At 43.5% G+C, this 24,683-nt stretch carries 17 protein-coding genes; 9 read left to right on the plus strand and 8 right to left on the minus strand.

Features of this window, described 5'->3' with window-relative positions:
• Positions 1-19: 19 nt before the first annotated feature.
• The 5 genes from ABJD64_RS16180 to ABJD64_RS16200 form a co-directional block, all read right to left on the minus strand.
• A complete protein-coding gene (locus tag ABJD64_RS16180) occupies positions 20-550 on the minus strand; it encodes a hypothetical protein (RefSeq protein WP_348183375.1) in 531 nt (176 codons plus the stop codon).
• A complete protein-coding gene (locus ABJD64_RS16185) occupies positions 550-2,499 on the minus strand; it encodes a thiamine pyrophosphate-binding protein (protein ID WP_348183376.1) in 1,950 nt (649 codons plus the stop codon). The genes ABJD64_RS16180 and ABJD64_RS16185 overlap by 1 nt, the downstream gene beginning before the upstream one ends.
• Positions 2,496-2,864, minus strand: coding sequence for a hypothetical protein (locus ABJD64_RS16190; RefSeq protein WP_348183378.1), 369 nt, complete (start codon positions 2,862-2,864; stop codon positions 2,496-2,498). The genes ABJD64_RS16185 and ABJD64_RS16190 overlap by 4 nt, the downstream gene beginning before the upstream one ends.
• 72 nt (positions 2,865-2,936) lie before the next feature.
• A complete protein-coding gene (locus ABJD64_RS16195) occupies positions 2,937-4,178 on the minus strand; it encodes a sodium:proton antiporter (protein WP_348183380.1) in 1,242 nt (413 codons plus the stop codon).
• A 2-nt stretch (positions 4,179-4,180) separates the two neighbouring features.
• Positions 4,181-5,794, minus strand: a complete 1,614-nt coding sequence (locus tag ABJD64_RS16200; protein ID WP_348183382.1) for a glutamate synthase-related protein — start codon at positions 5,792-5,794, stop codon at positions 4,181-4,183.
• A 530-nt stretch (positions 5,795-6,324) separates the two neighbouring features.
• On the opposite strand from ABJD64_RS16200, the gene ABJD64_RS16205 reads away from it, so the two are divergent.
• On the plus strand, positions 6,325-9,285 hold the full coding sequence (locus tag ABJD64_RS16205) for a T9SS type A sorting domain-containing protein (protein ID WP_348183384.1): 2,961 nt from the start codon (positions 6,325-6,327) through the stop codon (positions 9,283-9,285).
• Positions 9,286-9,496: 211 nt separating this feature from the next.
• Here the strand turns inward: ABJD64_RS16205 and ABJD64_RS16210 are convergent, their stop codons facing one another.
• The gene (locus ABJD64_RS16210; RefSeq protein WP_348183386.1) at positions 9,497-9,643 is read right to left on the minus strand and encodes a hypothetical protein; all 147 of its coding nucleotides are present in this window, start codon (positions 9,641-9,643) and stop codon (positions 9,497-9,499) included.
• A 626-nt stretch (positions 9,644-10,269) separates the two neighbouring features.
• Between ABJD64_RS16210 and ABJD64_RS16215 the strand changes: the two genes are divergently transcribed.
• The 5 genes from ABJD64_RS16215 to ABJD64_RS16235 all read left to right on the plus strand — a co-directional run bounded on the left by ABJD64_RS16215 (position 10,270) and on the right by ABJD64_RS16235 (position 19,412).
• On the plus strand, positions 10,270-10,887 hold the full coding sequence (locus tag ABJD64_RS16215) for a sigma-70 family RNA polymerase sigma factor (RefSeq protein ID WP_348183388.1): 618 nt from the start codon (positions 10,270-10,272) through the stop codon (positions 10,885-10,887).
• 124 nt (positions 10,888-11,011) lie between these two features.
• Positions 11,012-12,052: a FecR domain-containing protein gene (locus ABJD64_RS16220; protein ID WP_348183390.1), complete on the plus strand. Its 1,041-nt coding sequence runs from the start codon at positions 11,012-11,014 to the stop codon at positions 12,050-12,052.
• A gap of 147 nt (positions 12,053-12,199) precedes the next feature.
• A complete protein-coding gene (locus ABJD64_RS16225; protein ID WP_348183392.1) occupies positions 12,200-15,688 on the plus strand; it encodes a SusC/RagA family TonB-linked outer membrane protein in 3,489 nt (1,162 codons plus the stop codon).
• 11 nt (positions 15,689-15,699) lie between these two features.
• Positions 15,700-17,205: a RagB/SusD family nutrient uptake outer membrane protein gene (locus tag ABJD64_RS16230; protein WP_348183394.1), complete on the plus strand. Its 1,506-nt coding sequence runs from the start codon at positions 15,700-15,702 to the stop codon at positions 17,203-17,205.
• A 179-nt stretch (positions 17,206-17,384) separates the two neighbouring features.
• A complete protein-coding gene (locus ABJD64_RS16235; RefSeq protein ID WP_348183396.1) occupies positions 17,385-19,412 on the plus strand; it encodes a S9 family peptidase in 2,028 nt (675 codons plus the stop codon).
• Between the two features lie 122 nt (positions 19,413-19,534).
• Here ABJD64_RS16235 and ABJD64_RS16240 read toward each other — a convergent pair whose 3' ends face one another.
• Positions 19,535-19,897 carry a response regulator gene (locus tag ABJD64_RS16240; RefSeq protein WP_348183398.1) on the minus strand — a complete coding sequence of 121 codons (363 nt, stop codon included), beginning with the start codon at positions 19,895-19,897 and terminating at the stop codon, positions 19,535-19,537.
• Positions 19,898-20,182: 285 nt separating this feature from the next.
• On the opposite strand from ABJD64_RS16240, the gene ABJD64_RS16245 reads away from it, so the two are divergent.
• From ABJD64_RS16245 to ABJD64_RS16255, 3 genes are all read left to right on the plus strand, one after another.
• The gene (locus ABJD64_RS16245) at positions 20,183-20,662 is read left to right on the plus strand and encodes a T9SS type A sorting domain-containing protein (protein ID WP_348183400.1); all 480 of its coding nucleotides are present in this window, start codon (positions 20,183-20,185) and stop codon (positions 20,660-20,662) included.
• Positions 20,663-20,664: 2 nt separating this feature from the next.
• Positions 20,665-22,500 (plus strand): hypothetical protein, encoded by a 1,836-nt coding sequence (locus ABJD64_RS16250; RefSeq protein WP_348183402.1) that lies wholly within the window; start codon positions 20,665-20,667, stop codon positions 22,498-22,500.
• Positions 22,501-22,668: 168 nt separating this feature from the next.
• Positions 22,669-23,253 carry a response regulator transcription factor gene (locus ABJD64_RS16255; RefSeq protein ID WP_348183403.1) on the plus strand — a complete coding sequence of 195 codons (585 nt, stop codon included), beginning with the start codon at positions 22,669-22,671 and terminating at the stop codon, positions 23,251-23,253.
• Between the two features lie 24 nt (positions 23,254-23,277).
• Here ABJD64_RS16255 and ABJD64_RS16260 read toward each other — a convergent pair whose 3' ends face one another.
• Positions 23,278-24,678 (minus strand): TolC family protein, encoded by a 1,401-nt coding sequence (locus ABJD64_RS16260; RefSeq protein WP_348183405.1) that lies wholly within the window; start codon positions 24,676-24,678, stop codon positions 23,278-23,280.
• Positions 24,679-24,683: the final 5 nt, after the last annotated feature.

The following is a 24,683-nucleotide window of genomic DNA, read 5'->3' on the forward strand; positions in this document are numbered from 1 at the left end:
TTTCCAAATGGTCATATTGTTATTCATGTTCGGTGGTTTTACCAAAAGTGTAGAAAGCTCCGATAAGGTACGAGTTTTGACTTAGATCGCTGAACAAGTGGTCATACTCTGCGAAAAAAATCCACTTTTCACCCATTCTATGTATTCCCGCTCCCAGGTTGGCTCCAAAGACATCTTTACTTTCCACCTCAACCTCACCCAAATCGTCTTTGATTTCTTCTTTTTCGAAACTCATATTTAGCCCAATGAGCGGATAAAACCCCCACTCCTCCTTGAGCTCAATGATGTAGTGAAGATTAAAATTCACTTCACTCAATTGTTTGGAGACCTCATGCCCGTTAATCGTCTCCGTTGATTTAATAAAACGTGAAAATTCAGGTCCAAAACAAGTTTTCCCATTTTTCGAATTGAAATAGCCCCGGGCATGGATTCCAGGTTCTCCGATGTCATCTCCATAAATGGCCGCACCACCTAAACTCCAGGTCTGCGCTGAAACCAATGACGTGGCTAATAGCGCACAAATCGAAAATAGAATTTTAACTTTTAGCATTAGATCAGATTTACATCAGTCATTATTTCTAGCAGGCCGGGACCACTTTGCTGGAACAACTCTGTCATGCTACTTTCCAATTCCTCTTTGTTGGTCACTCTTTTTGACCAGGCACCACAGGATTTGGTGTATTCTGAGAAATTTGGGTTGCTCAGATTGGTCTGCCACACGTCAAACTCCCCTGCTCTTTGCTCTTTTGAGATCTTGCCCAGCTCGTGATTATTCAAGATAATCACTTTTACCGGCATGTTATATTTCACTAGTGTGGTGATCTCCGCCAGGTATTGACAAAAACCTCCGTCACCCGCCACAGCGACAATAGGTCTGCTATCACCCACTGCGGCAAAGGCCCCCATCGAAGCCGGAACCGCAAATCCGATCGAACCAAGGTATCCGGACATCAAAAAGTCATGTTTTTCGGTTTCAAAATATCGGCCAAACGAATAGGCATTGTTACCCACATCTACACACATCACGGCATCTTTAGGAGCCAGTTTGTTCATGGCTTCAAACACTGCTACGGAGCTCAATCCATGGCCATGATCTTCTTTTAGACGCTTGGCTTTCTCGGCTTTCCAGATCTTCCATCGCTCTGCTATTTCATCTCTCTGATCAAGCGTGTTCATTTTTCCTGCTAATTCCTTTTTCAGAATTTTCAGCGTAGCTGAGATTTCTCCCCAGACAGGTACATCGATCTTGTGAAACTTACTCAGGGCCAATGCATCAAAATCGACCTGTATCGTTGGTTTGTGATCCGTAATCCCTGTGTGATTAGAAAAAGAAGCTCCTAATACTAACAATGCATCACATTCATTCATAAACCATGAAGCGATAGGTGTGCCGCTTCGGCCCAAAACACCGCAACCTAATTCATGATGGTCGCCAATCAACCCTTTTCCTTTGAAGGTAGTAAGGACTGGTGCATGACAGCTTTCAGCAAATTCGATCACCTGGTCCATATGGAACCTCGCTCCATGGCCCACGATGATCACCGGTCTTTTGGCCTTTTTCAATAAAGCCACGGCAGCATCAATAGATTCCTCGGGCGGTAGGATTTGTTGTGGTGCCATTCTTCCTTCTGAGGTAGACGGTGCAGCATTGGCTGGTGCTGCAGTTTCCTGCACCTCATCCGGGAATGTGAGATGAGACACGTCGCGCTTGAGTATCGCATGCTTGACTGCCAAACCCATGAGTTCGGCGTGTTTTGAATTGGTCTGTACGCGTTGGTTGAATTCGGCCACGGTATCAAAAGCCCGAACCAGATCCACTTCCTGAAAGTTGCCTGTACCTACTACCTGCGTGGCTACTTGTCCTGTCAGGGCCAAAACCGGTGCTCGATCTACTTTGGCGTCCCATAGCCCGGTGTACAAGTTGGTAGCTCCGGGTCCGGCAATCGTAAAACAGGCAGCTGGTTTCCCTGTCAGCTTTCCATACGCTGAGCAAGCAAATGCTGCAGCTCCTTCGTGTCGGATGCCATAAAAATTGAGATTTCCTTTTTCTTCCTGCCTTCTCATGGCATCCGCAAAACCAAGATTGGAATGACCTACCATGCCAAACACCTTCGTCACCCCCCAATTGACCATGGTTTCTACCATCAGATCCGAAATCGTCTGTTCATGATCATCCTCTTCTTCCAGTCCTACATAGATAGCACTTCCTTCTTCTTTCAATTGATAAGTAGGGACTCCTCCATCGTCGAACCCGGGTGCTTTTCCCGTACAGGGATGGAAATCCCATCCGTGCCAGGGGCATCTCAATACACCATCTTCGATGGAGCCTTCTCCCAACGGGCCTTTTTGGTGTGGGCATTGATTGTCCAGTGCCGAATACTTCCCTTCGAAGTGGGTCAGGCAAATGCCCTTGTGACCTGCTGTCACCGTCATCACCCTACCTTCAGGAAGTTCTGTTTTGTCATCTAGTACTTTGTGCCATACTGTTTTCTTGTTCATAATTGTAGATGTTTTTGTCGTACAGCAATGGCTCTGTACGAGTAGGTGATGAGCAATATGATGGATATACCAATAAAACCAACGCCTATCAATAAACTCCATTTCGACGAGCCTGCTGGATTGCCAAACAATGCGTTGACCATACCGGAAACCAGAAACAGGAACAACCCGATGTACTGCAGAACTATGGCATGGCTCAGTATTTTGAGCTGAGATAGCTTCAACTCTATGATATCTTCTTTTGCAACGTTTGCTTGGTTCTTAATCCGAAAAATTTCGTCGTTTAAGTTCAACATGATATTAGATGTTGACAGAATGATCAGGCCAACTCCCGGAATTACAGTAAAAGGTAAATACCACTCCATTATTTTGACGTTAACTGATTACATTTAATTTTTTTGATATGTTTTAATTTCTCTCGCAAGCTCTAATTCACGTTACTTGTTTAAACTCTTCACTAATTTTTCAATGGATAATCCCTGTATGATAATGGAAAACAAAACCACCACATAGGTCATATACAAAATCGGCTCCCGGTTCAATCCTTCTGTGAGTGTAAGTGCGAGGGCAATCGATATACCACCTCTCAACCCCGCCCACGAAAGAATCATCAATTCTTTTCCGGAAGATTTATGCGCTCCGGGCAATGTCAAATTCGTAAGGAAAACGGAGAAATATCTAGCCAAAAGCACAATAGGGATGGCAGCAATGCCAAGCATCAGATAGTTGACATCAAAGCCTAACACAAGAATCTCCAAACCGATCAAAACAAATAAGACCGCATTTAATACTTCGTCAAGAATGTGCCAGAAAGTATTCATGTTGCTTTTCAATGAGTCGGGCATGTCAGGTCTGGCAAGTCGGTTGCCTATCATAATACCTGCCACGACCATCGCCAGGGCACCGGAAACACCAATCAATGCGGCCAGAGCGTATCCAGCCATTACTATTCCTAAGGTGATGTGCACTTCGATAACAGGTTCATCTTTGATGGCCTTTAGAAAGTATATGCCAATAATTCCCAATAGAAATCCGAGGAACAATCCTCCACCGGCCTCCACCAGTAATGATTCCGCGATCGAACCTGCTGTCACTTCTCCACCATGTTCGGACATTCCTCCGGCCAGCGCCAATAGAGACAGAAAAACTACGATGCCTATACCATCATTGAATAAGGATTCTCCAATGATTTTTATCTCGAGTTTCTTATCAACATTCGCTTTTTGCAACAAACTCAACACGGCCACGGGGTCTGTTGGCGAAATCAGTGCCCCAAAAACCAAAGACTGCAAATAGGTAATCCCCAGACCCATGGTATCGGCCATGAAGTAGATCAATGAACCCGCAATGAAAGTAGAAATGACGACGCCGACTGTCGCAAACAATACCACCGGCAGTTTTTCTTCGAGCAGATTGTTGAGATTGACATGAATGGCTCCGGCAAACAGGAGAAAACTTAAAAGGAAATCAAATAGGATCGACCTGAAGTCGATCGTGGTCACTACGCTACAGGCTACATGAAACCAATCCAGGTTGATCACCTTGATGCTTCCTAAAATTACAGAGACCCCAATAGAAAGTATTAGGACCCCAATGGTCTGTGGCAACTTTAAGTATTTGTAATTGACATAAGAAAGCAAAGCGGATACCGCTACAATAAGAGTGAATACCTCGAACATGATCAATTGACTCCTGCGTAATTAACTCCCGTCAATTGATGCATGTCCCAATCGAAGGTGGACAAATCATCTGGGTTGAATTGACTGATGTCGTCGTATCCACAGGATCGAGCCACTACTCGGATCAGATCATTACTGGCCCGGAAAAAGTTGTTCAGTCTTTCGGCCGAATTTTCAATAATGAGCCTTGACCTTAAGTTCTCTTTTTGTGTGGCTATACCCACCGGACAATTATTGGTATGACAGGCACGCATGCCCAAACACCCGATGGCCTGTAGTGCCGAATTGGAAACTGCTATGGCATCTGCCCCTAGCATCAGCGCTTTGGCAAAGTCTTCGGCGATCCTTAGTCCTCCTGTGATTACCAGTGAAACATCCTGCACGCCTTGCTCATCCAAAAACTTTCTGGCCCTGGCTAGAGCGGGGATCGTAGGTACATTGATGTTATTTCTCAAAACTGTGGGTGCAGCACCGGTACCTCCTCCGCGGCCATCCAGGATGATGTAGTCAGCTCCTGCTTCCAGCGCAAAGGCAATGTCTTTTTCGATGTGACTAGCGGCCAGTTTGTATCCTACGGGAATGCCTCCTGAAACTTCCCTCACCTTGGCGGCAAATTCCTTAAAATCTTCCATTCCTTTAAAGTCGGGGAAAGTAGCTGGGCTGATGGCCGATTGGCCAGGCTCCAATCCACGTACTTTGGCAATTTCGCCTTGGACTTTATTACCGGGCAGGTGTCCTCCGGTACCTGTCTTTGCTCCCTGTCCACCTTTGAAATGAAAAGCTTGTACTTTCTCGATTTTGTCCCAGGAAAAACCAAATTGAGCGGATGCCAATTCGTAGAAGTATCTTGAATTGTTTGCTTGCTCATCTGGCAACATTCCACCCTCTCCGGAGCAGATGCCTGTTCCGGCTTTTTCTGCCCCTTTGGACAGTGCAATCTTCGCTTCTCGAGACAGCGCACCAAAGCTCATGTCCGAAACGAACAAAGGCATATCCAACTCCAACGGTTTCTTAGCTCTAGGCCCAATGACTACTTTGGTGGATACTTCGGCTTCGTCCAACAAAGGCCTTTTAGCCATCTGAGCGGGTAGAAATTGAAGGTTTTCCCACTTAGGCAAGGTATTTCTGTCTACACCCATGGCCTCCGTAAATCCATGGTGGCCTAAGTTCTTCAACCCATTTTTAGCCAATTCACCAATTTCCCTGGTATAAGGTTCGGTGCTTTCGGGATGTGTATCTGCATAGGTGCCCTGATACTCTTCTCTCTGAAATGGCTGAGGGTTTGCTTTTTCAAATTCGAGTACCTCAGTTCTATCAACACAGACATAGCCGTCCTTGAGTGTTGCATTAAACTTGTGCAGCTTTTCGCTATTGTTGTAAGCGCTGACGCCGGTATCATATCGATAATCCCAGTTGTGCAGTCCGCAAACGATGTCATCGCCTATAATCGTAGCATCTGACATCAAAGCCCCGCGGTGCTGGCACCTGCCATACAGTACGGAAACTTCATTGCCATATTTGATAAGTACCAGATCAGTATTTTCGGCCAGTGCGTAGGCCGGTATTTTCTCTTCTAAGCTGTCGATTTTGACTAATTGAATCAGCGTATCTGCCATAGGTAATGTGAGTTTAGTGGTTTGCAAAATGGTGTTTAATTTTCAGCATAGCAAAACACCATTTTCTGGTTTATACTTCATCCGACATTTCGAACAAGAATTACTTCTCTCTGAATTTAAACATTATCAACCAAACACGAATGTGAGATGGTTTGTTCATTTGAGGATAATTCGCCGAAGACAACAAAAGGGTCGGGTCAGGCACGGATGTTACATCCGCGCGAGTGATTGGGTGATGGATTGTTCATTTCTAAATCTCCTCACTAAAGCAAGACAGATGATTCGGATGGCTAACCGCTGCTAGCAAAAAAGTAATCGCGGCCAGCAAAAAAACACGAATTTGAAGCAAAATGATCAACATTTGGAGCTCAGCCGAGCATATTGCAGACTTGATTGATCAAGAAAAACAGATTTTAGAAGTGTAAAATTGAGGTCTAATCTGGCATTGCAATCCTGGATATATGGAAATATAACTATTATTTATTGTTATATTTATATTTTCATGAAGCCACAATAAATAATCCCTAATTATGAACCTCCTCAAGTTAGTACCCAAAACCCTGCTCCTATTTTTCACAACTGCATTTTCGTCACAGCTATCTGCGCAGACGCTGGATACCAATCTCTGGGGAACCAATGGTACGGTTAACGCAATTCACACGGATCAAACAGACAATACAATTTATATAGGAGGAACTTTCAATCACATCTACCCTCATACCAGTAGCGTTGGACTAGTAGATAGGACAACTGGTATCGCGGACTCCAGTTTCCCTGCAGTCGTTAGCACTGTAAACGTCGCTGTCTCAGACAATAATGGAGGCTGGTACATTGGTGGTTTTTTCACCAACATTGAGGGTACCGGCATCAATAGGCTGGCACACATCAACAGCGATAATACCCTGGATTTGACTTGGAATCCAAATGTTGACGGTGCTGTTTATACCATGATACTATCAGGAAATACGCTCTACATAGGTGGTGTTTTCAACAAAATTGGCGAAGATGACCGAAACCTCATAGGAGCTATAGACATCACCACTGGATTGGCCACCGCCTGGAATCCAAATGCAAGCGGTGCCATATCGCCGATCGTTGAAACTCTGCTACTAGATGGATCATTGATCTACGTAGGTGGTGAGTTCGACAATATAGGAGGAGAGGACAGAAGCAATATTGCTGCCATTAGTACTACCACTGGACTAGCCACATCCTGGAACCCAGATGCCAATCAAAATGTAAAGGCACTTGCCAAATCTGGTGACATGATCTATGCTGGTGGCGATTTTATTACCATTGGTGGCCAGTCTCGAAGTCGTCTAGCCGAATTGGACGCATCAACAGGCCTTGCTACTACTTGGAATCCCTCGCCGAACACGAGTGTCTATACCATCGCTATTGATAACGGTATTGTCTATATAGGCGGTGACTTTACTTCTATTGGATCTGACAACAGACAGTATCTCGGCGCTATAGATGCTACCACTGGCAATACCACTAGTTGGGATCCCGTAGTGGCACATGGAAGCTTTATCTCCGGCACTATACGCATCAAAGACATAAAAATCTCAAATAATATAGTTTACGTTGCTGGTCTCTTTTCAAAAATAGGGAGTATTGAAAGAGTCGGAGTGGCAGCAATAAACAAAACTTCCGGAATTGCAACATCGTTCATAGCCGATGGAGTCTTAGGAAAGCAAATCGAAAGGCTTGCCATTTCTGATACAGATCTCTTAGTCTGCGGATTTAAATCAAATGCAGGTGGAAGAACCCTGGGAGCACTTGCTGAAATAGATCCAACTACCGGAATCCCTACAGACTGGAATCCAGTCGTTGCAGGTACTACCGTAAACGCCATCGCATCAACCGAATCTACACTCTACATCGGTGGACTTTTTACAAGTGTGGGCGGCCAGACACGGACAAACCTTGCCGCTATCGACCGTACATCCGGTGCTGTGAATGCCTGGAATCCCGGCGGCACCAATGCGAGAATTCATACCATGGTACTATCCACCGATGAGGAAACTCTTTATATAGGGGGTGAATTTACAACAGTGAATGCCACCGCTCGAAACTATATTGCCGCAGTGAGTACATCCACTGGCAACTTGCTCAGTTGGGCTCCCGAGGCAGACGACTTCGTACAGGCTCTTTTACTTGATGGTGGTACTATTTACGCCGGTGGCAATTTTACTGTCATGAATAGTTTGCCTCGAAATAGACTGGCGGCCATAGATGGCAGCACGGCTGCAGTATCTACATGGGACCCAAACGTAGGCGGCACCAGCGCCATCTATTCGATAATCATTGATGGAGACGACATGTATGTGGGCGGAGATTTTTCAAGCATCGGAGGTCAAAGCATAGACAATATCGCACAGATAGATCGTGCCACAGGAGCGGTAAACGACTGGGGTCTGGATTTTGTTAACAATTCCAAAATCTATTCTCTGGTCCTAAATGACAACATACTCTATGCAGGGGGAAGCTTTGCTACTTCAGGAGGGGAAGTAAGAGCACACGTGGCGGCAATAAATACTGATGCTACGCTTACCGCATGGAACCCGGACGTTTCTCATTCAGTCACAGCCGTGGGATCCCTGGGAGACAAAATTTATATGGGCGGGACGTTTCTGAACGTGAATGACGATACAAACCGCCACCAATTTGCTGCGGTCTCTACTACCGTTTCTGAGCCTTGCACTACATACGACGAAACAGCCAATGCTGCGATCTGTTCAGGGGATACCTATTCATTTGGAACGCAGACGCTTTCTATTGCTGGAGACTATATGGAAGTATTTCAATCTGTAGCAGATTGCGATTCTACCGTAACACTTACACTTACAGTCAATACCACCTACGAAGAAATGGCCAATGTCTCAATATGCGATGGTGACAGCTATTCGTTCGGAACTCAAACTCTTTCTACAGCGGGAGACTACATAGAAGTATTTCAGTCTGTCGCAAGCTGTGACTCAACAGTGACAGTCACATTGACTCTGAATACACCAGATGCAACTGTTACAAAAACAGGATTAGAATTGAAAGCCAACTCCGAAGGACTGACGTATCAATGGTTGGATTGTGATGACAACAATGCGCAAATATCTGGCGCAACCAGTCAAACTTATACGCCTTCCAAATCAGGGAATTATTCGGTGCAAATAACGGAGGGAGACTGTAGCATTACTTCTGAGTGTACCAATGTAGATGTATTTGTATTGAATTCTCCAAAAAACAATATTAGCCTCCGCGTTTATCCAAACCCACTGACAAACAGCGAATTTTTGACGGTCAGTTTTGGCCAGCTGCAAAGCAAGTTCATGATTTCACTGGTTGATATTCGAGGAAAAACACTACAGCAAGCCGGATTTGAAAATGCAGAGGTGGGGAGATTAAGAATTTCAGAGCTGCCTCCAGCCATCTATTTCATCAAAGTAATTAACTCAAATCGACTGTCTCTCTTTAAGGTGATAAAGGACTAACTCATCAGTGTTTTGGAAGACCTCTTTGACTATGATCTAAACTACAATAAGAGAACGACTACGTCTTAGCAAGCTTCAATACCTCTTCAGGAAGAGTTTCATTGATCTAAGACTTTATCAGATAATCCAGCTATCCCAATTTCTTTAGCCTCTCGCTGGACCATGTCCTGTCCACTCGGGGCATAGTTTGTTACCACGCCCATCATATTCATTAAAAGCAAGAAGGTGTAGTTGCACCAAAGGCATCCGGCTCCAGGCCTGAAACCAATTCTAATATCTCACCAATCTTATAGGCTGTTCTATACTGCTGGCCATTCTTGTACCTTACCAAGGTACTCTCTTTGTTATCTTCTTGCATATTTGACACTGTCTGTGTCAACTTTTTTCAGGACGCCTCATCAGGCATGAATGTAACATCCGCGCGAGTGGATGGGGGCACCTCAAGGGCGCGTACCCGGAGTAAAAAGATTCAAACAGTCAGCAAAAAGACTCGAACTCGAAGAAAAATGATACCTGGAGGCAGTAAAAAGGTGCGAACGGGGAGTAAAAAGGTGCCTGCAGGCAGTTAAAAGATTCGAACAGCAAGCAAAAAGGTGTGAGCTCGGAGTAAAAAGACTCGAGCAGGGAGTTCGGAGGTACCTGCAGGGAGCTCAGAGGTGGGGAGGGGTACTTACCTAAGTGGGGAGGGGTACTTATATAGGTGGGGGGGTACCTCTGAGGTACCCCCCACTGGCGATAATTTGTAACTTGTGCCAAAAGAAAAAGGTGCAAGATATGCCAGAGGCGCCTTACCTTTTCAGCCATTTTTTGACAAATAAAAACCACTATATAATAAAAATTAAAAATTCGTAGGTAATTCCCTTTGAGCCTTTCTTTCTACCTAAACAGGTAATTCAATATTTAAGCGTATCACAATCTGCCTGATGACAATTTGGGCAAAACAGTGCTAATGAACTATATTGAAACAAATCTGAAATAGTAGTTATGTCAATTGAAATAATGGAAGACAAACTGTGGAACAACTTCAGATCAGGAGAAAAAGCAGCTTTTGAGAAGATCTATGTAAGTAATTTTAAATTGCTCTATAATTATGGCCGACAGTTCACTACCGACTCGGACTTAGTGAATGATAGCATTCAGGAGCTTTTTGTGGACCTATGGGATTCAAAATTCAACCTTGGTCCTACCGATTCCATCAAATTTTATTTGATGAGGTCCTTCAGAAGAAAACTTGCCAAAAAAATAAATTACCATTCAAGGCATTTGTCATTGGATTTTAACTGCAATACCGGATTTGAACTCCTATCCCCGCATGAAAGCGATCTGATAAATGCTGACATCGATCAGGAAAACAAAGTGTTTCTTGAAGAGGGATTCAAAATACTTTCGAAGCGAAAAAGAGAGGTATTATTCTTGAAGTATTATAGCGGACTCGACAACAACGAAATAGCTGATGTACTGTCTATTAAAATCAAGACAGTCTACAATTTAGTTTTTGATTCTTTGGAAGTTCTTAGAAAGCAAACCCGAGCTGTATTCAGAAGCAATATTTCAAGAATTGTTTCTGCACTTATAACGTCAGCATACTTATATATTCATTGACGACATCAACCAATCTTAGTATAACCAACTCAGATGCCGACCTAATTAATTAAAAAAAACCTTAAAATAATGTAGGTAATAATGCAATCAACTTCCTTTTACTGCCTAGTTAATATCAACTAAAATGGAACAAAAGAAATACATAGAATATACCTCCACCGACTTTGCCATAGACGATGAATTCGTGAGGTGGGTAAAACATCCGAATTTAGAATCAAATATTTTCTGGAATCAATGGGTGACCGATAACCCGTCCAAGGCACTCGAAGTTAGTCAGGCAATTGAATTGTTAAAAACAGTTGAATTTAAAGAATATGAACCTTCGGCTGACGAGACACTGGATGTATGGAGAAAAATCGATAATCAGATCACGATTTCTGATCATAGAAAACTGAAAAGCGCAAACCACCTGTTTCAATATTTCAAAATCGCAGCCATGGTGATTCTTGTATCCGGCATATCCTTTTTCATCATCGATTCTAATAAGCCCTCGGTACCAGTAACTGAAGAACTTTTTGTAGTAAAAGAAACAGCCAATGGTGTTAAATCCACCATCAGGCTCAGCGATGGTACCATTGTGAAATTGAACTCCGGAAGTAAGCTGTTCTACTCCAACCGTTTTAACGAGACAGCCAGAACAGTTGAACTGGAAGGAGAAGCCTACTTTCAGGTAACCCACAATGCTAAGAAACCATTTATCGTCAAGACCGGAACTATCCAAACCAAAGTGCTTGGAACCTCATTCAATGTCCGCGCCTATTCTGGTGAAAATCTTCAATTTGTTGCTCTGGAGGAGGGAAAAATTCAGATAAAAGGAATAAACGATAGGGAAATGGCCTATGAGGAAATTCTCGATCCTTTGGAAATGCTGGTTTATAATAAAACAAACAGAAGCCATAGTGTTGATGAATTTGACTTGTCAGACATCATGGCCTGGAAGAATAATGCCATTGTATTCAAAAATGCCTCATTTCCAGAGATTCAGAAAGAACTGGAACGATGGTTCGGTGTAACTATTTACGCAGACAAAGAAATTTCAACTGAATTCGGATTTACCGGAAAATTTTATAATGAGACCCTAACCAACATTTTGGATAACATCAGCATTGCGATGGGCTTCCGATACAAAATTCAGAACAAACAAGTAGACATTTATAAGAAATAAGTGATATGCAAATACTTCAAAACAGTTCCTAAAAGTAAGTCCTACCCCTTCAGAAGGGATAGGACTTGATCTTATCCGGGCATGGCCGTCTCGCAAACTTTCAAAACCCGGACAATAAATGATTGTTTAAAATAAACCTTTAAATCTATGAAGAATAAATTACTTTATTTACTGAAAATGGTCTCAAAAAATGTACTTAAAGCATTTCTGATACAGGTGATTTTCTATAGTGTGGTATTGGCAGAGAATGGAATTGCACAATACTCTAGCATCAAAGAAGTCTATCTAGAGATAAATCTCAATGATGCAAATCTTGAACAGGCCCTTGCAACTATAGAAAAATCTACGGGATTTCATTTTTCTTATGACGATGATGTCTTGAAAAATGATGACAAACTAAGTATAAAGAAAAGAAGACAGTCCCTATACAAAGTATTGGCTGGTATATCGAAAAAATCTGGATTGAATTTTACCAGAATCAATAACAACATCGTGATCAATCAGCGCAAATCAGTGCTGGATCAAGCGGGAGTTATTGAAATCATCAAGGACGATATCACTGTTTCCGGAAAGGTTCGTGGTAGCGACGGCGAATCATTACCAGGAGTTTCTATTGTGATAAAAGGAACCACGCGTGGTACCACAACTGATATTGATGGCAACTATCGACTTGAGGTCGATGAAACCGCCACGTTGGTCTTTAGTTTCGTAGGATTTAAATCTCAAGAAGTCCAAATCGCAGGACGTTCGATTATTGAGATTGATCTTGAGGCAGATTCACAGCAGCTAGAGGAGTTAGTAGTAGTAGCCTACGGCGTAGCCAAAAAAGGTGCATTTACCGGATCTGCTACCCAAATAAATTCTGAGGCATTGGAAGGAAGGGCTTTAACAAACATTACATCCGCCATTGAAGGAGCCGCAGGTGTCCAGTTTTCACCGGGCGGTGGTCAGCCGGGTGAATCTTCAGATATCAGAATACGGGGATTCTCTAGTATCAACAATTCGAACGACCCGCTTTACGTAGTTGATGGTTTTGTTTTCACCGGTACTTTAGCCAGCATCAATCCACAGGATATCGAAAGCATTTCGATACTCAAAGATGCAGCTTCCACAGCTCTCTATGGCTCCAGGGCATCAAATGGAGTGGTAATATTGACTACCAAGAGCGGAAAGAACGGTCAGTCTCAGTTTAATGTAAACGTGAGCAGGGGTGTTTCAACGAGAGGTATCAAAGAATACAATCGCGTTTCTGCCCAGGAATATTACCCGTTGATGTGGGAAGCCCTGAGGAATTCGAACGCCATACCCGGAACGGCAACAGATGCTGATCTGGCCACCGCAAATCAAGATGCCAGCGATGATATTTTTGATCAGCTCAAAACGAACCCTTTCAATGTGCCCAACGATCAGATCGTTGGAACAGATGGAAATTTGAATCCAGCTGCCGAGTTGCTTTATGCCGAAGATTTGAATTGGCAAAGTCCATTGGAAAGAACGGGTAAACGTACCTCCATGGATATGAGCTACCAGGGCGGAAATGAAAAATCCAGTTACTTTTTCTCCTTGTCCTATCTTGACGATACTGGATGGGCAATCAATTCAGATTTCAAAAGGGTCTCCGGCCGGGTAAATATGAGCACTCAGCCAAAAAAATGGGTTAAGACCGGTTTTAATCTGGCTGCTTCATCTTCCTCCTCCAATCAATCCAATGACGGAACAAGTGGCAACTCTGTAAATCCATTCAACGGTACCAGAAGAGTAGCACCGATCTATCCGGTACATGAACATGACTCCACAGGAGCCTATGTTTTAGATGCGGCAGGCAATCAAATATATGACCAGGGAGCCGATCGAGTTGGCGTGATGGTAGGCCGACATGTGATTATGGAGAACGAACTTCAAAAAGATCAGGACGATATTTTCTCAGCATCAGGAAGAGCATTTGTGGATTTCTATTTTTTGAATGATTTTAAATTTACGTTAAACGCGAGTATAGATAGTCGGTTTTTTAATACCAAAGACTACGACAGCAATCTTGTCGGTGATGGAGCGCCTTTAGGACGCGCAGGCAGGGTCTCTTCAACCAGAATGTCGGTCAATTACAATCAATTGCTTAGCTACAACAAGGATTTCGGAAATCATTCAGTTGGTATCTTACTTGGTCATGAGTCCATGAACTACGAAACTACCTACTTAGCCGGTAATAGAAATGGTCAGGTGGCTGAAGGAAATATTCAGTTGATCAACTTTGCAAACATCACTAATCTGGAGGGCTATAGCAGACAGCTCAAGCAGGAGGGCTATTTCGCTCGGGCTGAATACGATTATGATGACAAGTACTTCGTATCTGCTTCTTTCAGAGCAGACGGCTCTTCACGATTTGACAAAAATTCCAGATGGGGTAATTTTTGGTCTGTGGGTGGAGCCTGGAGAATCGATAGAGAAGCCTTTTTGCAAGGCAACAACCTTTTTGATCAATTGAAGCTACGAGCTTCCTATGGAGAAGTAGGTAATGACGGAGGCCTAAGACATGATATCGATGTTGGTGGTTTTAGCTACTATGCCAGTCAGGCGTTGTTCTCTCTAGGGTGGAACAATGATACCGAACCAGGTGTAGCACTGAATCAGCTGGCTGCTCCCTCATTAGAATGGGAAACAAACGTTCAATCCGACATAGCACTTGAATTTTCCGCTCTGGATTACAGATTGTCGGGTAGTGTCGAATATTTTTCGAGAAAGACCGAGGGACTCCTGTTTGATGTGCCTCTTCCTGTGTCCAGCGGCCTGGATGCGGCGAAAAGAAATATAGGTGACATGGTCAACAGCGGACTCGAGGTAGGACTCGCCGGAGACATAATTAGGACTTCTAATTTTGCCTGGAGACTGGACGTGAATATGTCTACGATCAAAAACGAAATTACAAAGCTTCCTCAGGATAGTATCGTGAATGGAACTAAACAATATGTGAAAGGTGGTTCTATCTATGACTACTGGAGACGTCAGTGGTACGGAGTAGATCCGGCAGATGGATCTGCACTATATGTGGCTGACTCTAAAGTAGATGAAACCGACGCTGATCTTAGGACAGTGAATGGCACCCTGGTCACAACAAATCAAAATGATGCCCAAATGGCATTCGTGGGAACTGCTCTTCCTGATCTATTCGGGAGCTTCACTAATACATTTACCTACAGAAATTTCAAATTAGGTTTTTTAATGACGTATCAGATTGGTGGTAAAACATATGACACCAATTATGCTTCACTCATGTCAACTGGTGGGTACGGAGAAGCCAAGCACAAGGACATTCTGGACAGATGGCAAAATCCCGGAGATATCACTAATGTGCCCAGAATGGACATCTCAACGGAGACAGCTGCTGATGCAGGATCGAGCCGATGGCTTATCAGTTCATCCTACCTGGCACTACGACAAATCAATTTCTCTTATGACTTACCTCAAAAATTCATAAGCAAAGCAGGTCTGGAAACGGTTCGGGTATATGTCAACGGTGAAAACCTCTGGTCAAATACTTCACGAGATGGATTGGATGTAAATCAAAATTTCAGTGGAACTACCCAAAATAGATTTACGACAGCAAAAATTGTCACATTGGGCCTTAACGTAACCTTTTAAAGATTAAGAAGATGAAAAATACTATAACAAAATGTCTTTTAATTTTAGTCGTGATGATGCCTTTCGCATCGTGTACTGACGACTTTTTGGAAACATCGTCTACTGAAGATGTGTCTGCTACCAACGCTACAGCCACCACTGAAAACATGAATCTGGTCATCAACGGGATTTACCGATTGTTTTATACCAGATTAGATAATAAAAATGGAAGTGGCAACAATAGAAAAGGTGGAATCGGTTCGATGATGATTCAGAATTCTTTTATGGGGGAAGATGTAGTCCAAAATGCGCAAGCAAATTCGTCAATGATCGATTTTGCCAGATGGATCAAGCCATTTGATCCTGATGACGATCGTCAGTTGCATAACTGGAGGGTCATGTATAGAGCCATAGTTAACGCCAATATTGTTATCGCTGGAGGAGATGAGGCCGTTGGGCCCGAGGAAGATAAAAATGCAGCTTTAGGTCAGGCCTATTTTTTAAGGGCTTTTGCTCATTTTCATTTGGTACAGCTATATGGCAAGCGCTATGTTGCCGGAGGGGGAAATGATCAATTGGGCATACCCATTGTCCTTGAGCCTATTATCGAACCTCAGGCCAGGGCCACAGTAGAAGCAGTCTATACACAAATCAATGAAGATTTAACCCAGGCCATTACACTGTTGGATGGATATAGCAGGTTCAATCCTTCCCATGCCAATCAGGCTGTTGCGCAAGGGTTGAAGGCAAGAGTAGCGCTGGTTCAAAGTAATTTCACGGAGGCTGTAAATATGGCAAGATTAGCCAGGGCAGGCCTCACGCTGATGGACAGTTCAACCTACACTTCCGGGTTCAATGACTATAATATTGACGAGTGGATGTGGGGATTGCATTACAATGAGGAGCAGGGATCTAATTTCACAAATTTTGGGGGAATTATGTCAAGAAATTTCTCGTCAAATCAAATCAGAGGTAATCCTAAATCCATAAGCCAGGCGCTTTATGCCACAATTCCAGGCACGGATGTTCGATCTGCCATTTTTGATCCGACTGGTGATCACGACAATTTACCGGAAGGTATAAGTCTCATTTCCAGACATAAGAGATTTCCATATACTCATCAGAAATTTCTTGCTGTTTCTACAGGAGATAGCCGAGGAGACATTCCCCTGATGAGAGCATCAGAAATGTACTTAATTGAGGCAGAGGCATTGGCTAGAAGTGGTACCGATGATGCTGGCGCAGCAGTTGCATTATTTACACTTGCCAGCGCCAGGGACGCAAGCTATACCCTGTCCACTAACACAGGACAAGCGCTCATAGATGAAATCGACCTTCAGAGACGTTGGGAACTTTGGGGAGAGGGCTTCAGGTTTTATGATTTGAAGCGCCAAAACAAGGCATTGAATAGAAATGGATCTAATCATGATTTTAATCTGGTTTTAGTCTCTGATGTGCCTGCCGGCGACAACAGATGGCAATGGATGATTCCTACCGATGAACTCAATGCCAATCCACTCATGGTTCAAAATCCATAATCAAATTGATCATTTAGTTTGATAAATGAGTTGAAAAAGAGCTGTCAGGTAATTGACAGCTCTTTTTATATTTTGTACAGGCTGCTACTGAAGTAAGGCAACCAAAAGACTCAAAAACATGAAAACAATCAGCAACGCCATAGTAAAAAATGCACACATTTTACTTTACTTTTAACATTATGAAGCCATATAAACAATTTGCAATTATTCTTCTCTTTTTGGCAATTGAAGCCACCGGACAATCGAAAATCCCTTTTCAACAGATGGACGTATTTGAGTTGGAGTGGGCCTCGGACCCGCAGGTTTCTCCTGATGGAAAATGGAATGTCTACCTGAGAAATAGAATGAATAAGCTACAAGATAAACGTGAGCGCCGGATATGGATAGTTGATCATGCAGGTAACAATCATAGAAAGCTTACTCCAAACGACCACAGCGAATCTTCACCCAGATGGTCTCCCAATGGTACTCGTATTGCCTACACCTCTTCGACCGACGAGGGCTCAGAAATATTCGTTTATTGGATGGAGTCGGGTCAACATGCCCGTCTGACCCAATTGGACCGGTCACCTAGCAATATTAGCTGGTCGCCAGATGGCAAATGGCTGACGTTTTCAATGCTGGTGCCAGAAAAACCGCCTTATATGGTTAATTCTCCAAGTAAACCTAAGGGCGCACAATGGGCAGACGAGCCACGGGTTACCACTAGAGTAAGACATGAAGCAGATGGATCAGGCTTTATCGAACCGGGTTACTATCACTATTTTATAATTCCAGCCGATGGCGGGACTGCCCGACAAATAACCAGCGGAAGATATCAGCATAAAAATGAGCCCCAGTGGACAAAAGATGGTAAATCATTGATCTTCTCTGCCAATCGGCGCGAGGATTGGGAATATAACTACCGAAACTCTGAAATCTACAGCGTTTCATTATCTGATGGCAGTATCCAGGAATTAACTGAAAGAAATGGCCCGGACTACGATCCGGTAGTTTCTCCAAATGGGAATAATATTGCCTATCTGGGTTATGAAGACAAAATACAAACTTATCAACTTCCTGAATTATATGTGATGAACCTAAACGGAAGCGGTAAAAGAATGATAGACCTAAAGCTAGATCGCCGGATGTCAAATCTGACTTGGAATCAAAAAGGTACTGGACTTTATTTCCTTTACGACTCTGAAGGAAATACCAAAATTGGGTTTGTGTCACTCGACGGAAAGTTTGAAAAAGTTAAAGACGACGTAGGCGGCACAGGAGTAGCCAGGCCTTATGGAGGAGGATCGTTCTCGATATCTAACAATGATCTGCTCGTTTACAACATGACGACACCCTACTTTCCTGCCGATCTTGCCTCAGGCAAAAAGGGCGACTCTTCGATTAGAAGGATCACCCGCCTAAACGAAGATCTACTGGCTTACCGAGAACTAGGGAAAGTGGAAGAAATTTGGTACAACTCTTCGTTTGACAATCGAAAAATCCAGGGTTGGATTGTAAAACCTCCCCAATTTGACCCTGGCAAACAGTACCCTATGATTGTGGAGAATCATGGTGGGCCTATTGCCAATTATGGAGATCGATTTTCTCCTGAAATGCAACTTTATGCCTCAGCTGGCTATGTCGTGTTTTATCCAAATCCCAGGGGAAGCACCAGTTATGGAGAAGAATTCGGCAATTTGCTATATCACAATTATCCCGGACAGGATTATGACGATGTCATGTCAGGTGTAGATGCTGTACTCGCTGAAGGATATGTGCATCAGGACAGTCTGTTTGTGACTGGAGGCAGTGCCGGTGGTATTATGACTGCCTGGATTATCGGGAAATCCAAACGCTTCAGAGCAGCGGCCGTAATCAAGCCGGTGATGAACTGGTACTCCAAGACACTGGTAGCAGACAATTGGAATGGATATTTTAATTACCGATATCCGGGCTACCCGTGGGAAAATCCTGAAACCTATATGAAGTTCTCCCCCATTTCACTCGTGGGAAATATAGAAACCCCCACTCTGGTTATGGTAGGTACTAGCGACCTAAGAACACCCCTGTCAGAAGCCAAACAACTATATCACGCGTTGAAGATCAGGAAAATTGAAACTGCATTGGTAGAAATGCCGGGTGCGTATCATTTCATTGCCAGGCGACCAAGTCAATTGATTGGTAAAATCGATCATATTGTGGCTTGGTTTAATCAATTTAGATAAAGTGACTCCAGGTTGCTCAAGCCATATAATTCTTCGTTGAGAAAATCATTGATTACTTACGAAAGCCTATTGATATATTTATTTCAATAGGCTTTTTTATTAGGATGAGAGGAAAAAACCTCCTACATAGTAGCTAGCTTAAGTACTTTCTCCAGTAAGGCCTCTTTGGTGAAAGGCTTTACCAGATAATCCAGTATGCCAATTTCTTTAGCCTCTCGCTGGGCGATGTCCTGTCCGACGGCACTAATCATAATCACCTTTGCCTTAAAATCCACATCGTTGAGCTCATCCATCACATCCAGCCCAAACATGTCAGGCAAGACGTTGTCCAAGGTGATTATCTCGGGATTAAGGATCAGTGCCAGCTTAATGGCGTCCTCACCATTTGCAGCTTCTCCGATGACTTCATACCCTGCCTCTTCCAATATGTTTTTGATAGTCTCTCTCTGGAATTTAGAATCGTCAACAACCAATATTGATGTCATAGTAATTTGTATTTAGCCTATTACAAAATGCAACTAAATATAATCATTAGATTGTTCGACATACTCGAAATTCAGGAATTATCTAGGCTCCCAGGCCTCAAATTAAGCTGATACATTAACAAGTCAGCATAAATACTAATAGAGAATATGCGTACCTGATTAAAGTGATTTGGTCAAAAATTGTGTTTTAATATGATTTTTTTTCACTATTTTTGGTAATTGTAGAAAATGGTTGAACACTGCTTTGCGGTGATTTCAGTAAAGTTCAATGCTATAGATTCAGCCATGAAACATCTATTTACCTGTCTACAACTATTTATCTCTCTGTGCGCTTCAAGCCAGCAACTTGCGCCTTCGATCATTAGCACTGCCGGAGGCTCATTCACCAATGACCAAATTCAATTAAGCTGGACACTCGGCGGTAGCGTTTTAGATTCATATGAAACCGACGACATCATCCTGTCCTCAGGAGTACAATCTGAAGAAGCAACCCCGTTTGTTCTAGGTATGAATGAATCCGACATGGCCATTCAGATTTACCCTAACCCTGTCAAAGATCAGCTGACCCTTCAATTTGAAGAAATGGGCAATTTTCAGGTTGTTATTTCGGATCTCACAGGACGTCAGGTTTATTTAGGAGACATAGCTTATACCAATGCTCAACTCCTCGACATCAGTTATTTAAGTATTGGAGCCTATATACTTCAAGTGTTTGATCAAGATTTAAGGCCAATCAAAAAATTTAAACTCTCCAAAAACAGATAATCATGAGAAAGATTATATCCTTTAGCCTCATCATGCTAGTGTGGACTAGCCTATGTATGGCACAAGCGCCAGCAGCTTTTAAATATCAAGCCATAGCAAGAGATGACTCAGGCAATCCGCTGGTCAATCAAACCATAAATTTTCAAATTCAGCTCCTCCAAGGCGCAACTAATGGAGCATCTGTGTACACTGAAACTCATTTGGTGACTACTAACGGGTACGGATTGGTAAATATGACCATTGGAGAAGGAAGCGTATCTGGTGGCACATTCAACACGATAGATTGGGCCTCAGGCCCATACTTTATTCATGTTGAAGTTGATACCAATGGAGGCTCAAGCTTCCAGGTGCTGGGAACGACCCAAATGCTCAGCGTGCCTTATGCCCTGTATGCGGAGTCTTCGGGTAGCTCTGTACCAGGTCCCAAGGGTGAAACCGGTGCTACAGGTGCAACTGGACCGGCTGGGCCTAAAGGAGACACAGGGGATACCGGACCTAAAGGAGATAAGGGTGAAACCGGTGCAGAAGGCCCTCAAGGATCTGCGGGGAGTAATGGTGCCCAGGGTATTCAGGGTGACAAAGGAGATACTGGCGACCAAGGGTTGCAAGGCATACAAGGTTTACCTGGCAATGACGGTGCAGACGGAGCTCAGGGAATACAAGGTATTCAGGGAGTAAAAGGTGATAAAGGGGACAAGGGGGATACTGGAGACCAAGGACTGCAAGGCATACAGGGTATACCCGGAAACGATGGAGCTGATGGCCCACAGGGTTTGCAAGGAGCTGCCGGGCCTAAAGGCGACAAGGGAGACACAGGTGACCAAGGGTTGCAAGGCATACAAGGTTTACCTGGAAATGATGGAGCTGACGGTGCTCAGGGAATACAAGGTATTCAAGGAGTGAAAGGTGATAAAGGAGATACTGGCGACCAGGGACCACAAGGCATACAGGGTATACCCGGAAACGATGGAGCAGATGGCGCGCAGGGATTGCAAGGACCTGCCGGGCCTAAAGGCGACAAGGGAGACACTGGTGACACTGGTGACCAGGGGCCGCAGGGCATTCAAGGTTTACCTGGAAATGATGGAGCTGACGGTGCTCAGGGAATACAAGGTATTCAAGGAGTGAAAGGTGATAAAGGTGACAAGGGAGATACCGGTGATCAAGGGCCGCAGGGTATACAGGGTATACCCGGAAATAATGGAGCTGACGGCGCTCAGGGTATACAAGGAGTGAAAGGAGACACTGGTGACCAAGGACTACAGGGCATACAAGGTACTCCAGGTAATGACGGCGCAGATGGAGCTGTTGGACCCAGAGGACTCCAAGGTATTCAAGGCATTCAGGGACCAAGAGGACCAGCAGGCCAAGACGCTAATGCGGGCACTCAATTTTTTTACCTAACAGCACAAGACTTTGAGGTTTATGACAATTCTGTCGAAATCAATTACACCGTACAATATGATAACATTGGTGGATTGCAAAGCGGCAGAGCCTACCTTGTCGGAGGAAAAGACCAAGCTGGCCGTTTGATAGCACAAATAAATCTACCCGATAAAGTCAATGTAAAACAAATAGATGCAGTGACTGACGACGACAGAGGCCAGGGTGTGAAAGTGCACTTTATGGAATTACCTTTTGATGTTTCCGGCGGAGGAGCGCAAAGCCTGGGTACAGAAGCAGCAAAAATAGGAACCAAGCAGAGTCTGACGATCTCTGTCAATAGGCAGGTCAATACAGCCGACAATTTATACTATATACTATTTGAAGGATTCACTCACGACAGCCTACCAATCAACAACAGTATCTACCGCGTACGAATAGTTTATGAAAATTGATTGCAACCTCTGTCTCTAACGGGACAGAGGTTTAATAATTTATTTAGAATCATTCCAAACAATTTGGAAAATCGAGTGATGGCATCTAGTTTTGTTTAGAATTATTCTAAATAGAAAAAATTGCCAGCGACTCGCACCTTCCTTATCAACCCAAACTATGTCTCCTTAATGGGCTGGAAGCAAATCATTAGCGATTCGCCCTTTTTTCAAATAGTGGGCAGCGCAGCGTCCATGAACGAGTGGTCGCCAGATTCATCTCAAACACTTCTCCTCGCCGATTTGTCTCAAGCTAAAGAACAGGTGCTCCCACAACTATCCGATCTAATGGGTCGAACTAATATTGATTTACTGTTGGTGGTTGATCTTCAAAACAAAGTACTGATTCAAGAGCTCAAAGAAATTGGTATCCGTGGTATTCTTACTACCCACTGTGATGCTCAGGAGATCAAAACAGCGCTTGAGAGCATCCGCCTGGGAAAGCGATTTTATTGCGGTGATATCCTTGACGTACTGATGCAACCACTCGCACCAGTGCAGCCCACCAAAAGTGACGACTTGTTGTCTACTAGAGAAATCGAGGTACTCAAGTGGGTTGCCAAAGGTTTAACAACAAATCAAATTGCCGATCAGCTCAACGTGAGTACACATACCATTAATTCGCATCGTAAAAACATGCTCAAAAAACTGGAGCTGGCATCTCCAGTAGAACTGATTGTTTATGCGGTCAAAAAGGGACTGGTAGAACTGGATTAAGAATCTTATTTCTGCCAAAGAAAATTATTGTACCTGATTGATCAGTCCATCTATATAGAAGCTACTGGACCAGTTGATAAACCCAAGTGCCCGGCCATAATCAGCCTCAAGCTCAACAAGTTTCAACTCTGCGGCTATTTTCTTATTCTCTCTAGTGTTGATTAAAAAAATTGAGCTCTCCCCATTATCAAACTTCGTTTTTTCTCCATTAAGGAGTATTTCATAATTATCGATTATTTGCCTTTGCTGAACGATCATGTTCTGCAGGACCGTCATCTTACCATAGGATTGAAAGACCTTGTTGGTCACCTCTCGCGTTTTATGACCAAGCTTTAGGTCTCCTTCTTCAATCTTAATTTTAGTCTGTTTTAGTTTTGCTCTTTCTTTTCTGATGAACAAGGGAAAACTAAATTCTACACCCCCTTTGTAGTTATTTGTTACTCCTGTAAGATTTTCATCTGACCTATCACCACCAGTAATAAAGTTATAGTTGAGATTCAAAATGGGTTTTATATTTTCTGCAGCCAATCTTCTATCCAGCTCAAGGCCGTTTAGTCGAGCTTCCAGAGTATTCAAATCGGGGTGATTTCTCATAGCAAAGTCTACATAGTTGTCGACTGCAAATACCACCCCCCTACTCCAAACAGTGTCTGGCTGTATCTCATCCATGTTGGTATCAGGATCCCATATAAAGTTCTGCATTTGCAGTGTTGCATTCTGATAGTCTATTTTAGTCTTCTCCAAATTATTCATCCAGGTCTGCACCTGAATCAGGGCTTCTACAGAATCAATTGTAGCATTCTCGCCATTCAACGCTCCTTCTCGAATACCTAAAAATCTTTCGGTCATCAATTCCAAATTAGAGGTTGCTACTTTCAATTTCTGATAAGTTCCAAACCAGGTCCAATAGATATAGTTTGCGTCCAGAAAAAGATTATTGTAAACCGAGTATGCCTGGTTCTGTAATGTCCGTTGCTCCACCATACCCTTCTTGAGACCAATATTGCGACTATTGTGAACCAGTCCTCTCCCGACCGGGACACTGATCCCTGCATAGTACAACCCACTTGATGGAACCGTATTTTCCGGATTCAGGAATTGTCCATCATTTCTTTCGTACCCGGCCTTGAGGTCAACATTCAGAACAGTTGGGATTTTCACATAAGTGTCCCAAACCTCATAATAGTTCTTCCCCTCAAATTGCTTGGTATCATAGTTGGATACCAATTTGGGATCGAATGCACCGCGTGCTTCTTGGACAACCACTTGACCACGTTGAACAATAAGTTTGGCTTGCTTGGCCAGCGGGTGATGATCCTTCACAAGCAGATAGAACTGATCCAGTCCTAAGATATTTCCTTCTGGCTGGCTTATTGCAGCCCTGGAAATAACACAAGCCAATAAGAATATTAAAGTCTTACTCATAGCTA

Origin of the sequence: Reichenbachiella sp., assembly GCF_039944555.1 — a bacterium.
In the GTDB taxonomy this organism is placed as follows: Bacteria; Bacteroidota; Bacteroidia; order Cytophagales; family Cyclobacteriaceae; genus Reichenbachiella.